The organism is Streptomyces sp. NPDC002144 (genome assembly GCF_053593695.1).
In genome coordinates this window covers 1-12,595 of the sequence record NZ_JBSFDB010000110.1, presented here as the reverse complement: position 1 = coordinate 12,595, position 12,595 = coordinate 1, and the positions used below count along the sequence as shown (strand labels likewise).

Here is a 12,595-nt window from a genome sequence, read left to right as displayed (position 1 = left end):
GCCCTGGCGGCGAACCGGCTCTTCCTGCCCTGCTCCGCAGGATCTTCGTTTCCTCCCCCGGCTGAAGCCGGGGGTATCCACGAAGGAGAGACCCGATGAGCAGCCACAGCAGGGCGCCCATGGTGTGAATCTCCTTCGATGTGTTGGACGGGCGGGCTGTGCAGCTCAGGCGGTCAGCTGCTTGGGTGCGCCGCCGGAGATGGCGATCTTGCGGGGCTTGGCGTGTGCGGCCAGCGGGATGCGCAGGGTGAGGACGCCGTTGTCGTAGGCGGCCGAGGCGGCCGCGGTGTCCAGGGCGTCGGACAGGGCCAGGCGGCGGGTGAAGCGGCCGGTGGGCCGTTCGGTGAGCACGGGACGGGCGTCGGCCGGGATCGGGGAGGGCCGCTCGGCGGTGATGGCCAGGGTCTGATGTTCCGTGGTCAGCTCGATGGTGGATTGGTCCATGCCGGGCAGATCGAACTGCAGGTAGAGCGCTTCGTCGTCGCGCCATGCATCCGCCGGAATGACGGTGCCGGCCGAGGCGGCGCCGTTCTCGAGCTGGTCCGTGAGCCGGACGAGATCGCCCAGAACACCCGTACGCGCCAGCATGTCCAACCTCTCTTCCTGAAGGCGGGTCGCAGGGGCTGCGGCCCGACGATCGATTACCCGCCTATTCCTATAACCCGGCAGGAGATTCTCTGACAAGAGACCACTGCATGAAGTTGACGGTAGGTGACTCAATCTTCTATCACGTGCTGTGAGTGTTCGGTTGCGCCGACGCCGTGGCCCGCCACCGCGGCGGTCCGGGCGGTCGGCGCATGAGAGTGCCGGAAGGGAGGCCGCTGGTGACGGAAAGGATGAAGACGGTCTGGCTGCTGGGAGCCCGCGGGATGGCGGCGGTGGTTTTCGGCGTGCTGACGTTGCTCTGGCCGCAACTGACGGTGCTGGCACTGGCCTGGGTGTTCGGCGCATACGCCCTGGTGGACGGTGTGATGCTGCTGAGCACGGCGTGGCGGCAGTACCGGCATGAGCGTCGGCCCGCTGTGGCGTGCGCGGCGGCCGGCACGCTGGGAGTGGTGGCCGGACTGGTCACGGCTCCGTGGCCGGGTCTGACGGCCCTGGCGCTGCTGATCGTGGCGGGCGCCTGGGCCATCGTGACGGGATGCCTGGAGCTGTGGGTCGCCACCCGGATGCGGCATCAACTGCGGCACGCCTGGTGGTGGCGGGCCTCCGCTGCCGTGTCGGTGGCGGCGGGTGCCCTGCTGTGGCTGCGCCCGGACGCCGGTGCGGTGGCCATCGCACTGGTCCTGGGCGTGTACGCACTGATCGCGGGCGGCCTGTGGCTGGCTGCCGCCTGGCGGGAGTACCGCACCCGCACCGGACGCGGTACGCGGTCGTGGCTCGGGCCGGCCTCCGGTGCCCGTGTGGCCCACTGATCTGCTCCCCGAGGATCGCAGGCGCGGCGCATCGCAGGTCCGTGGGGCGCGCGGTGCGCGCTGGACGCCGAGAAGGCAGGTGAGCCTCGTGACGCGGCTGCACATCGATGGCGGCGATCTGGTGGTGCGTCTGCCGTGGCGGTGGGCGCTGGCGGCGCGGCGCCGCAGTGTGCGCTCCCGCTGAGGAGTGTGGGCGAGGTCCGCGTGGAGCCGCACTGGTGGCGCGCGGTGCGCCCGCACCCCGGGCCCCGCTACCGCTTCCGCCCGGGAACCTGGTGCGTGGGCGAACTTCAGCACGTCCGAGGCCGCGGCTTCGTGGCCCTGGACGCACGGGGCCCGGTGCTCGTGGTGACGACTGTCGGCCACGATGCCCCGTACACGCGCCTGGCGTTGTCCACCGCCGATCCGGAGGGCGACGCAACCTGGCTACGGGGGACAGCCGTCACAAAACCCCGCAGAAAGTTGAGCCGATAGTTGTCAACTTTCCGGCGCGGTGGTATATGAGAAGTAGAGCGGATTGGACGCAGGAACGACGTGAAGGAGGGATGACAGGATGCTGATGCGTACGGATCCCTTCCGCGAGCTTGACCGGCTCGTCGAGCGGGTCTGGGGCACGGCCGCGCACCCGGCGGCCATGCCGCTGGACGCCTGGCGTGAGGGTGACACGTTCTTCGTGGAGCTGGACCTGCCGGGCGTGGACGCGGAGTCCATCGATCTCGATGTCGAGCGCAACGTCCTGACGGTGAAGGCCGAACGCAAGCCGGCGTACGGCGAGAACACCGACACGGTGGTCACAGAGCGGCCCGCGGGGACGTTCAGCCGGCAGCTGTTCCTCGGCGAAACCCTCGACACCGAGAAGATCGAGGCCTCCTACGAGGCTGGTGTGCTGAGGCTGCGGATCCCGGTCGCCGAGCAGGCCAAGCCCCGCAAGATCGCCATCACCGGCGGCAGCGACCGCAAGGAACTGGGCGGCTGACGCCACAGCAACTCCTCTCTTAATTAAAGGGCCTCGGGCACCAGCCCGGGGCCCTGACGGCGTCTTTGACCCCTTCGCACATCTGCGACGGCGGGCGCCGGCAGGTGACAGACCCTGGGGCGTCCCATAACGCGGCCGCGCACCCCAGAATCCGACGCCGAGGGTTCTGCTTTCGGGTTGGGACAGTCGCCATTCGGTGAGTTCGATGATCTTTTCTCTCGCTTCTACGGTGCCGGGCCGGTGTCTGCCCAGCGGCGCCCGAGGCAGGTGGACATCGGCAGCCTGCTCTCCGAGCGCGCCCGTGAGCTGGTACTCAGGGCCCGCGGTGTGGCTGCCGCCGACAAGAGCGAGGAACTGAATGCCAAGCACCTGCTGGCCGCCGCACTCCAGGTGGACGCCACACGCCGGATGCTGGACGAGGCCGGCGTAGATGTCGAACGGCTTTCGCAGCGCCTGGGCGTCGGCGCGACCCTGAGCGTGGACGCGGCGCAGGCCGGTCCGGCAGAGCTGTCGCCTTCGGCGAAGCGAGCACTGCTGGACGCCTACCAGCTGTCCCGGCAGCTGGGCACTTCCTGCATCGGCCCCGAGCACATCCTGCAGGCCCTGGCCGCGAACGAGGAATCGTCGGCCGGTCGTGCCCTGGCCGAGGCGGCCGGCGGCCGGCCGACCTCTCTCGCCGCGCCCGCCACGCACTCCTCCGAGCAGCCCCGCAGGCCGTCCAGCACGCCGACGCTGGACGAGTTCGGTCGTGACCTGACCGAGCAGGCCCGTGCCGGGAAGCTGGATCCGGTGATCGGTCGGGATGAGGAGGTCGAGCAGACCATCGAGGTCCTCTCCCGGCGCAGCAAGAACAACCCCGTCCTCATCGGTGATCCCGGTGTCGGAAAGACCGCCATCGTGGAGGGCATCGCCCAGCGCATCACCGCCGACGACGTACCGGCCACGCTGAAGGACAAGCGGCTGATCGCCCTGGACCTGGCCGGGATGGTGGCGGGAACCAAGTACCGGGGTGAGTTCGAGGAGCGGCTGAAGAAGCTCCTGGAGGAGGCAGGCCGACAAAACCCATGCCAGCTTCTCGCGTGCGGCTCTGGGAGCGCATCAGGACGGGGCCGGCCCCTCCGGCTTCCCGCTGTCCGCATCGAACACCTTGGTGAAGGTGGCCCCGCATCGGCAGCGGGAGTGCTCGATCAGTTCTCCATCGGCCGACACGCTCAGCCCCTGGCTGAGCCGCACGTGCACATGATCACCCATGAGGAGCTGCCCTCCTTTGGCTCGTCTGGTCCGGTCATCGTGGAGGCCGACCGCGTTCACCGGCAATGCCGCAGCTCACACGTGCGTGCCCCTCGTGCCGCGCTTCAGGATCCGCCGCATGGCCGGGGAGATCGGCGTGCGACGTCCCTGACAGACCAGTGCGCGCCCCCCGTCACGAGGGTGGGCGCGCGTTGTCCGGATCATCCGGCCGGCTTCGCGGGGGCCTGCCCTGCTCGTGCGCCGGGTTGCGGCTGCGGGTGGCCGGCAGCGTGCAGCATCGGTGCGCTGTGCCGCTCGGGACGATGGCCGCCCTCGGCCAGGACGCGGTTGCGGGGTGCCTCGTCGTCACCGGGTAGCGGCACGGGCCGGCGCGCCACCAGGCGTCCGACCCAGCGGCGGCCGCAGTGCGCGCAGGGCGGGGCGCCGTGCGGCGTGTAGGGGGAGGAAACGGCGGTGTTGTCGCGGTAGAAGACCTCCCACTCGGCGTCGAGAGCGTCTCGGTAGCGCTGGACGTCGTAGTCGACGCTCCAGCGGTGCCAGCACGAGCCGCAGGTGAACGCCACACGTTCGACAGCGAGTTCGGTGATCACTGCACTGCACCTCCCATCCGGTGTGCGGGCACGGCCCCGGGGTGCCGACAATGCCGTGTCGACCTCCCCTATACCTCGCCTGGACTTGACAACGCAAGACTCAAGTTTTATCCCAGAGGGTAGGCAAGAAGGAGGAAGTCGCAGCTCAGCATGGGCAAGGGAGGTGGCCCGACGTGCAGGGGCCGGAGCCGGAATCTGACCTGTACGCGGTGCTGGGAGTGCAGCCCTCGGCGACGGCTGAGAAGATCACCTCGGCCTTCCGCGCCCGAGTGCGGGAACTGCGCCCGGACACCCGCGTGGACGCTGACATCACCGCACGTTTCGGTGAAGTGAGGGCGGCGTACGAGACGCTGCGTGATCCCGTCCTGCGGGCGGCCTACGACCAGCGCCTCGAACGCGCGCTGTCTGCGCCTGATCGAGGTGCTGCCACCACCGAGCCCGGGCGGCCCGCTCGACGCTACGCCGTGGTGCTCGGGGACGTCCGGCGTGACCCGCCATTGCGCGCGGGGCCGGTCCGGTGGATCCCCGGGCGGTGAGACGAAGAACGAGGTGAGGACGAGAAGGGAGAGCTCAGATGGCACGTGCGGTTGGTATCGACCTGGGTACGACGAACTCGGTGGTCTCCGTCCTGGAGGGCGGCGATCCCGCCGTGATCACCAACACCGAAGGCGCGCGGACGACCCCGTCGGTGGTGGCCTTCGCCAAGAGCGGTGAGGTGCTGGTCGGTGAGGTGGCCAAGCGGCAGGCCGTGACGAACGTGGACCGCACCGCACGCTCGGTCAAGCGGCACGTGGGCGACCACGCCTGGCGGTTCCCCGAGCACGGGGACATCGACGGTAAGCGGTACACCGCGCAGGAGATCTCCGCGCGCGTGCTGCAGAAGCTGAAGCGGGACGCGGAGTCCTACCTGGGTGAGGACGTCACCGACGCCGTGATCACGGTGCCCGCGTACTTCGACGACACCCAGCGGCAGGCGACCAAGGAGGCCGGCGAGATCGCGGGCCTGAACGTGCTGCGGATCATCAACGAGCCGACGGCGGCCGCGCTGGCGTACGGCCTGGACAAGGAGAACGACCAGACGGTCCTCGTCTTCGACCTGGGCGGCGGCACCTTCGACGTCTCGCTGCTGGAGATGGGTGAGGGCGTCATCGAGGTCAAGGCCACCAACGGCGACACCCACCTGGGCGGGGACGACTGGGACCAGCGGATCGTCGACCACCTCGTCACGCAGTTCAAGAACGGCTACGGCGTGGACCTGTCCAAGGACAAGATGGCCGTGCAGCGCCTGAGGGAGGCGGCGGAGAAGGCGAAGGTCGAGCTGTCGTCGTCCACCGAGACGACCGTCAACCTGCCCTACATCACCGCCTCGGCCGAGGGCCCGCTGCACCTGGACGAGAAGCTGACCCGCGCCCAGTTCCAGCAGCTGACCGCCGATCTGCTGGAGCGGTGCAAGGCGCCCTTCCACAACGCGATCAAGGACGCCGGGATCAAGGTATCCGACATCGACCACGTGGTCCTGGTGGGCGGCTCCACCCGGATGCCGGCCGTCACCGAGCTGGTGAAGGAGCTGACCGGCAAGGACCCGCACAAGGGCGTCAACCCCGACGAGGTCGTCGCCGTCGGCGCCAGCCTGCAGGCCGGTGTCCTCAAGGGTGAGGTCAAGGACGTCCTGCTGCTCGACGTCACCCCGCTGTCCCTGGGCATCGAGACCAAGGGCGGCATCATGACCAAGCTCATCGAGCGCAACACCACCATCCCCACGAAGCGCTCGGAGATCTTCACCACCGCCGACGACAACCAGCCGTCGGTGACCGTGCAGGTCTACCAGGGCGAACGGGAGATCGCCGCCTACAACAAGAAGCTCGGCATGTTCGAGCTGACGGGCCTGCCCCCGGCGCCGCGCGGGGTGCCGCAGATCGAGGTCACCTTCGACATCGACGCCAATGGCATCATGCACGTCTCCGCCAAGGACCTGGGCACCGGCAAGGAGCAGAAGATGACCGTCACCGGCGGCTCGGCGCTGCCCAAGGACGACATCGACCGCATGGTCCGCGAAGCGGAGCAGCACGCCGAGGAGGACCGCAAGCGCCGTGAGGCGGCCGAGACCCGCAACCAGGGGGAACAGCTCGTCTACTCCACCGAGAAGCTCCTGAACGACAACCCCGACAACATCCCGGCTGATGCGAAGAGCGAGACCGAGTCGGCGCTGGCCGAGCTGAAGGAGAGGCTGAAGGGCGAGGACACCGCCGCGATCCGGCAGGCGATCGACCGCACCGCCCAGGCCGCGCAGAAGATCGGCACCGCCCTGTATCAGCAGGCACAGGCCGAGCAGCCGGCCGGTGCCTCCGCGGGCGGTGGCAGGAGTGGTGGTTCGGGCGAGGATGACGTGGTGGACGCCGAGATCGTTGATGACGACAAGCCGGAGGCTGGCTGACGATGACCAGGAGCGGTCCGCAGAGCACCGAACTCCAGCAGCTGCGGCGCCTGGTTCAGGAGCGGACCGCCGACCTGCAGCGGGTCAAGGCCGAGTACGACAACTACCGCAAGCGGGTGCGGCGGGACCGCCTGGCCGTGCGCGAGATCGCCGCGGCCAACGTGGTCCGGGCCCTGCTTCCCGTGCTGGACGCCGTCGACCGGGCGTGCGCCAACGAACCGCTCACGCCCGGTCTCCGAGACATCGCCGGCAGCCTCAAGGAGCAGCTCGGCTCGCTGGGTGTCACGTCGTTCGGTGAGGTGGGCGATCGGTTCGATCCCGCCTGCCACGAGGCCCTCACCCACCGCGTCAGCGCCGCCGCGGACGGCTTGGTGTGCTCGGCGGTCCTGCGTCCCGGCTACCGGCTGGGCGAGAACCTGCTGCGCCCGGCGACCGTGGAGGTCACCGGACCGGCCCCGCCTGCGAGCAGCGCACCCGCACCGCAGTGCGGCGCACGCGGATCATCCGCCCGCCCGGACAAGCCGCCGTTGCCCGTCGTGCGGAGCTGACAGGCATGCCCCTACCTGGGTACCGGAGAAGAGGGCATCGACTTCGATGCCCTGAACGTCACTGGCAAGCGGAGGTGACAAACCATGCAGCACCACGAGTTCCTCGCTCGCGTACGCGAGTTCGGCGAATACATCAGCCAGGACGAAGCCGCGAAGGTCACCGACGCGGTGCTGAGCGTGCTCGCCCAGCGCATCAGCCCCGGCGAGGTCGACGACCTTGCCTCCCAGCTGCCCGCACCGCTCGGACAGGCACTGGCCCAGGCCAAACAGGCGCACGCCGAGAGCTTCGGCATCGAGGAGTTCTACCGCCGGGTCGCCGAGCGCACCGGTGCGCGGCCGCGCACCGCACAGTGGGACGCCAGCGCGGTCCTGACCACCCTGGCCGGCGCCGTCTCCGGCGGTGAGCTGAACCAGATCATCAGCCAGCTCCCCTCCGGCTACGCCGTCCTGTTCGGCCAAGCCGACCTGGCCAGCTGACACCAGACCCTCGGGGGCGGACCGGCACGGCAACGCAGCCGGCGTTCGGACCAGCACCGGTCCGCTCGGCCAGGATGCCCGCGTATCCCGACCGCCGAGCGCGCGCCCCGCAGGACCCGCCACCAGTGGGTTTTGCGGGGGAGACCTCCGGCTGGCCGACGGCGGCCCGGGCCGGCCGAGGAATGGAGGACGGGCACCTCAACTCCCCTCACCCGCCCTTCGCCCCCCACCGCAGCTCAGAGCCGAAGAAGGGTGGTTGCCACATGACCCTGAGACGCGAAGCGTTCCTCGAGCAGGTGAAGGAACGCGGCGAGTACAAAACGGAACACGAAGCCGAACGGGCCGCGCGCGTCGTCCTGGCCCTGCTGGGTGCCCACCTGGTCGGCGAGGTCCGCGCCCAGCTGGCGGCGCGCCTGCCAGAGGAATTCGCCCTGATCCTCCTCAATCCCCTGCAGAGCGCCGAGCCGCTGACGCCGGAGAGGTTTGTGCGGGCCACGGCAGCCTGGATCGAGGGAGCCACCGAGCAGACAGCGGCCTGGGACGTCAGCGCCGTCCTCAGCACCGTCGCCGACGCCGCCGGCCACGACCTCATGGACCAGGTCCTGCTCCAGCTCCCGACAGGCTACGACCTGCTCTTCGGCCGCCCGCAACCCACCTGACCCGGCCGTCCCGATCTGACGGCTTCGTGGATGTCGTCGCCGTATCTTCCAGAGGATGCGCAGGCGGCGGAACCAGTGCAGGTGGGCGAACGCGCGCTCCACGACCCAGCGTTGGCTGCCCAGGCCGGAGCCGTGCTGGGCGCCGCGGCGGGCGATCCGCGGCTTCACGCCGATACTCCAGGCCAGTCGGCGGTACTTGTCGTGGTCGTCGCCGCGGCCGCCCAGCACCACGTCCGAGCGGCGCCGTGGCCGGCCGCGCTTGCCCCGCACCGGCGGCACGGCCTGCAGGAGCGGGTCCCGATGCAGCCGACGCCACAGGCCGACCTCGGTCCATACCGTGAAGCGGCGATGCGCGGTGGCGGGGGACGTGCCGAACGCCGGCCGCAGATGCCGCCAGTCACAGCCGCTGGTCAGCATGTACACCGCTGCGGTGAACACGGCCCAGTGGTCGCGCGGACGGTCCCGCCACCTTGCGGTCGAGCCGTGAACGACGGCAGTAACGGGGCGACCAGACGCATCGACAGATCAGCAATCACGGCCTGCACCCTGCCGCTCGGACATCGAGCATCAAGTCACGGGGGGACAGCCTCCTATGCCTCGACCGATGCGGCCGATCTGGCGGCCTGCTCGATCTTCGCGCAGTAGGCGGTGCGGGCGTCCTCATCGATCTGCATCTCGTGCTCGGGCCGCATCCCGGTTCGCCCGTCCACGCCCTCGCGCAGGATGTCGGCGTGCCCGGCATGCCGGTTGGTCTCGCCAAGGACGTGGACCAGGATGGCGAACAGGTTCGTGTTGGAAAAGGGCTCCGGCCACCACGGCACGTGGCCCGGGGCATCGAGGGCAAGCTCGTTGATCGTCGCATCTGAGTGTTCCCACGTGCGCCGGTAGGACTCGATGATCTGATCGCGCGTCTCGTCCTCAGCCGCCCACAGATCGCTGCCGTCGTGGTCCTGCCACCGGGGCAGCGGTTCTGGGGACGGCCGGTCGAAGACCTCGCCGAAGTACCTGGCCTCGACGCTGGCCACGTGTTTGACCAGGCCGAGGAGGTTGGTCCCGGTCACTGTCAAAGGTCGGCGGGCGTCGTATTCGGACAGGCCGTCGAGCTTCCAGAGCAGCGCCTTGCGGTCCCGCCGCAGTCGCACGTGCAGGGTGCCCTTCACGAATTCATCGATCATGCGGCATGAGCCTGCCATGGGCTACTCGTGGCCTCAAGATCCCGTACGTGGACCGCAACGACCGGCAGTGCTGAAGCCCGGCCATGGCCACTGTCCCGAGCCACGGAAGAAGCTCGCGGAAGTCGCCACGTGAGACAGCCTTCAAGTTGACCGGCGCGAAATTGCAAGGTGCAGTACGTTCAGTCCCACCGTCGCGCTGGGCCCCACATTGTGCGGCGTCAGCTTCTGTTGGCCTCGTCGTCGGCGCCGTCGATGGCTCATCGTGGGGTGTCGGCCGGTCAGCCGCGTTGAGCGCGAGCACGCAAAGCAGCCCAGTGGCGCAGGCGTTCGGTGATCTGGGCCTCGTAACCGGTGCGAGAGGGTTTGTAGTAGGTCTCTCGGTCCATGGCGTCGGGGAAGTGGTCGGCGCCGGAGAAGCCGTCGGGGGTGTCGGGGTCGTACCGGTAGTCCCTGGCGTAGCCGATGTTCTTCATCAGCCGGGTCGGGGCGTTGAGGATGTGGGCTGGCGGCATGAGCGAGCCGGTGCGGCGGGCGGATCGGTGGGCGGCGTTGAAGCCGCGGTAGACGGCGATGGACTTGGGGGCGGTGGCGAGGTAGACGACGGCCTGGGCGATCGCCAGCTCGCCCTCGGGGGAGCCGAGTCGCTCGTACACGTCCCAGGCGGCGAGGGCCTGTTGGACAGCGTGCGGGTCGGCGATGCCGATGTCTTCGTTGGCGAAACGGACCAGGCGGCGGGCGACGTACAGGGGGTCTTCGCCGCCGTCGAGCATGCGCGCCAGCCAGTGCACGGCTGCGTCCGGGTCGGAGCCGCGCATCGACTTGTGCAGCGCGGAGATCAGGTTGTAGAGGCTTTCCTGCGCCTTGTCGTACAGCGGTGCGCGTTGCTGGAGGTGACGGGCGAGCGCGGTGGTTCCAAGGGTGTCTCGGTGTCCGGGAGGGTCTGGAGCTGTTCGGCCATGTTGAGGAGGTAGCGGCCGTCGCCGTCGGCCATGGCGCTCAGGGCGCGGCGGGGTCGTAGTCGAGCGGCAGGCGGTGGCCGGTGAGCTGTTCGGCACGGTCGAGGAGCGTGGCCAGCGAGGCTTCGTCGAGGCGTTTGAGGACGAGGACGTAGGTGCGGGAGAGGAGGCCACCGTTGAGTTCGAAGCTCGGGTTCTCCGTGGTGGCGCAGATCAGGGTGATCGTGCCGTCCTCGACGTAGGGCAGGAAGCTGTCCTGCTGGGCGCGGTTGAAGCGGTGGATCTCATCGACGAACAACAGGGTGCCCTGGCCGATGCCGCGCCGGCTGCGTGCGGCGGCGAAGACCTTGCGCAGATCGGCCACGCCGGAGAAGGTGGCCGACACCGGTTCGAAGACCAGGTCGCCGCCGTCGGCGAGGAGCCGCGCGATGGTCGTTTTCCCGGCTCCGGGCGGCCCCCAGAGGATGGCGGAGCTGAGGCGCTGCCGGGCGACCATGCGGCCCAGTGGGGCGTCCGGGGCCAGGAGGTGGTCCTGTCCGACGACGTCGTCCAGCCGGGTGGGGCGCAGGCGGTCGGCGAGTGGCCGGGCGGGCTCCTCGTCGAAGAGCGGCAAGCTCGCTTCGGTCGGTTCCATCGGTCTCTCGGGTCGGCGGCGGGCGTATGGGGGCGCGGCAGGCCGGGCACGGGGCACGGACGAGTGGGGGCTGTGCCGGTCGCGGCGCTCATCGAACGCCGGGGCGTTCGCGGCGCGGCAGCCGCTCGATGACCAGGTCGTAGGAATTCTCCACCGCGTCGGTGACCAGTCGCTCCGTGATGCCGGGCCCGGGGCCGAGCGAGATCCAGTGCCGTTTGTCGAGGTAGCGGCCCGGAATGATCGTGGGGTAGCCGCGTTCTTGTGCGCGGGCGTGTTCAGGTGCGCACGTGACCGTGATGATCTGCTCGTCCGGGTCGTCGGTGACGATCAGGAACACCTTGCCCGCGACCTTGTACACGTCGAGTGCGGGGGTGAAGGGGCGTCCGTGGCTGACGTCGGGATGGGCCAGGGCCGCCTGGCGGGCGGTGCTCTGGAGCCGGTCGCCGGCCGCGCTCACTGGGCCGCCCGCGTGCCGTTGCCGTAGGCGCGTGGGTCGACGGGCTGCTCGGCCTTGGGCAGGTGGGCGACGACGAGTAGGTAGGCGTCGGTGACAAGTTCCCTGACGAGTTCCTTGCCGTCTTCCCCGCCCTCCAGCGTGATCCAGTGCTTCTTGTTCATCGGGATTCCTCCGTGGATACCCCCGCCGTCAGGCGGGGGAGGAAGCGGACTCCTGCGGAGCAGGGCAGGGCAAGCCGATGCGCCGCCAGGACGGATCGGCGTTCACCGCCAACCACCCGCAGGTAAGGGGTAGTTCGTATGCCGTCCGGCCGGCGATGACCAGGCTGGCCGGGACCGCCGCCGGGCTGGCGGGATGTCAGGTCTGTGGAGCTGGCGTAAGACTGCTGGGCGTACGCACGTCCCTTGCCGTTGGTTCGGGGCAGCTGCTGTCTGGGAAGCAGAAAGCTCAACCCGCGAGGGAACAATCTCCCTGCTTCAGCTGGGGGAGAAGTCAACAGCCTGAACACCTTGCCGCGTACTTTGAAGACCTCCCAGTCGGGGCCGAAGGGGTGTTCCAGCTGGGCTCCGGGGAGTTCTTCCGCGCGGTCGGCGGCGGTCTGCTGCAGGGTTGGTCCGTCCATGGGCGGGTCGGGCTCCTCGGGTGGTGTCGGAATGTGGCGTCGAAGGACGCGGCGGCACGCCACGCGATCGCGGCGGCACGTCCCAGCCTTCCCGCGAAGCCGGCACGGAGGGCAGTAGGCTGCGGACACGTGATGGTCGACAAGCGACACCCCAGCCCGGGCGGACAGGCCGGATCGGCCGCGGTTCCGCTGTACGGTTTCCAGCCCCCGGTCGGCACGCCGTACGGCCTTGAGGTCAGTACCGTCCAGGACTTCTTCGCCCAGCACGACGACTGGCCGTGGAACCCGCCCCGTCCGGGGCGCGCAAGGTCACGTCCGCTGGAGTGGTGTATCGACGGCCACTCGGTGATCTCGTCTTTGAGGCTATGCGGTGAGTTCGGTGGGCAGGACGGTGTCGTCGG

At 69.5% G+C, this 12,595-nt stretch carries 13 protein-coding genes and 5 pseudogenes; 9 read left to right on the top strand and 9 right to left on the bottom strand.

The genetic code is table 11. The features are described from left to right. Positions 1-165 precede the first annotated feature (165 nt). Entirely contained in the window at positions 166-588 is a 423-nt protein-coding gene (locus tag ACWCQ1_RS50760; protein ID WP_451029962.1) for an Hsp20/alpha crystallin family protein, read from the bottom strand. A 236-nt stretch (positions 589-824) separates the two neighbouring features. Between ACWCQ1_RS50760 and ACWCQ1_RS50755 the strand changes: the two genes are divergently transcribed. The 8 genes from ACWCQ1_RS50755 (at position 825) to ACWCQ1_RS50720 (ending at position 8,350) form a co-directional block, all read left to right on the top strand. Continuing rightward, the gene (locus ACWCQ1_RS50755) at positions 825-1,415 is read left to right on the top strand and encodes an HdeD family acid-resistance protein (RefSeq protein ID WP_451029961.1); all 591 of its coding nucleotides are present in this window, start codon (positions 825-827) and stop codon (positions 1,413-1,415) included. Positions 1,416-1,968: 553 nt separating this feature from the next. Then, entirely contained in the window at positions 1,969-2,391 is a 423-nt protein-coding gene (locus tag ACWCQ1_RS50750; RefSeq protein ID WP_451029960.1) for an Hsp20/alpha crystallin family protein, read from the top strand. A gap of 267 nt (positions 2,392-2,658) precedes the next feature. Then, positions 2,659-4,080, top strand: coding sequence for a Clp protease N-terminal domain-containing protein (locus ACWCQ1_RS50745; RefSeq protein ID WP_451029959.1), 1,422 nt, complete (start codon positions 2,659-2,661; stop codon positions 4,078-4,080). 325 nt (positions 4,081-4,405) lie between these two features. Next, on the top strand, positions 4,406-4,768 hold the full coding sequence (locus ACWCQ1_RS50740; RefSeq protein ID WP_451029958.1) for a J domain-containing protein: 363 nt from the start codon (positions 4,406-4,408) through the stop codon (positions 4,766-4,768). 38 nt (positions 4,769-4,806) lie between these two features. Beyond that, a complete protein-coding gene (gene dnaK, locus ACWCQ1_RS50735; protein ID WP_451029957.1) occupies positions 4,807-6,666 on the top strand; it encodes a molecular chaperone DnaK in 1,860 nt (619 codons plus the stop codon). Between the two features lie 2 nt (positions 6,667-6,668). Further along, positions 6,669-7,214, top strand: coding sequence for a nucleotide exchange factor GrpE (gene grpE / locus ACWCQ1_RS50730; RefSeq protein WP_451029956.1), 546 nt, complete (start codon positions 6,669-6,671; stop codon positions 7,212-7,214). Positions 7,215-7,298: 84 nt separating this feature from the next. Next, the gene (locus ACWCQ1_RS50725) at positions 7,299-7,691 is read left to right on the top strand and encodes a DUF2267 domain-containing protein (RefSeq protein ID WP_451029955.1); all 393 of its coding nucleotides are present in this window, start codon (positions 7,299-7,301) and stop codon (positions 7,689-7,691) included. Between the two features lie 263 nt (positions 7,692-7,954). Continuing rightward, positions 7,955-8,350: a DUF2267 domain-containing protein gene (locus ACWCQ1_RS50720; RefSeq protein ID WP_358606204.1), complete on the top strand. Its 396-nt coding sequence runs from the start codon at positions 7,955-7,957 to the stop codon at positions 8,348-8,350. On the opposite strand, the pseudogene ACWCQ1_RS50715 reads toward ACWCQ1_RS50720, so the two are convergent. From ACWCQ1_RS50715 to ACWCQ1_RS50680, 8 genes and pseudogenes are all read right to left on the bottom strand, one after another. Continuing rightward, positions 8,314-8,644: pseudogene (locus ACWCQ1_RS50715) on the bottom strand (hypothetical protein); the annotation flags it as partial. The gene ACWCQ1_RS50720 and the pseudogene ACWCQ1_RS50715 overlap by 37 nt on opposite strands. 18 nt (positions 8,645-8,662) lie before the next feature. Beyond that, a pseudogene (locus ACWCQ1_RS50710) lies at positions 8,663-8,803 on the bottom strand (transposase); the annotation flags it as partial. Between the two features lie 137 nt (positions 8,804-8,940). Further along, on the bottom strand, positions 8,941-9,525 hold the full coding sequence (locus ACWCQ1_RS50705; protein ID WP_451029954.1) for a DinB family protein: 585 nt from the start codon (positions 9,523-9,525) through the stop codon (positions 8,941-8,943). Positions 9,526-9,803: 278 nt separating this feature from the next. Next, entirely contained in the window at positions 9,804-10,340 is a 537-nt protein-coding gene (locus tag ACWCQ1_RS50700) for an AAA family ATPase (protein ID WP_451029963.1), read from the bottom strand. Positions 10,341-10,388: 48 nt separating this feature from the next. Beyond that, positions 10,389-10,580 (bottom strand): annotated as a pseudogene (locus tag ACWCQ1_RS50695) (hypothetical protein); the annotation flags it as partial. Further along, a complete protein-coding gene (locus ACWCQ1_RS50690; RefSeq protein WP_451029953.1) occupies positions 10,522-11,115 on the bottom strand; it encodes an AAA family ATPase in 594 nt (197 codons plus the stop codon). The pseudogene ACWCQ1_RS50695 and the gene ACWCQ1_RS50690, both read right to left, overlap by 59 nt. Positions 11,116-11,203: 88 nt before the next feature. Next, a complete protein-coding gene (locus tag ACWCQ1_RS50685) occupies positions 11,204-11,572 on the bottom strand; it encodes an MmcQ/YjbR family DNA-binding protein (protein WP_451029952.1) in 369 nt (122 codons plus the stop codon). Further along, positions 11,569-11,742: pseudogene (locus ACWCQ1_RS50680) on the bottom strand (MmcQ/YjbR family DNA-binding protein); the annotation flags it as partial. The pseudogene ACWCQ1_RS50680 and the gene ACWCQ1_RS50685, both read right to left, overlap by 4 nt. A gap of 581 nt (positions 11,743-12,323) precedes the next feature. Between ACWCQ1_RS50680 and ACWCQ1_RS50675 the strand changes: the two are divergent. Continuing rightward, positions 12,324-12,595 (top strand): annotated as a pseudogene (locus ACWCQ1_RS50675) (hypothetical protein); the annotation flags it as partial.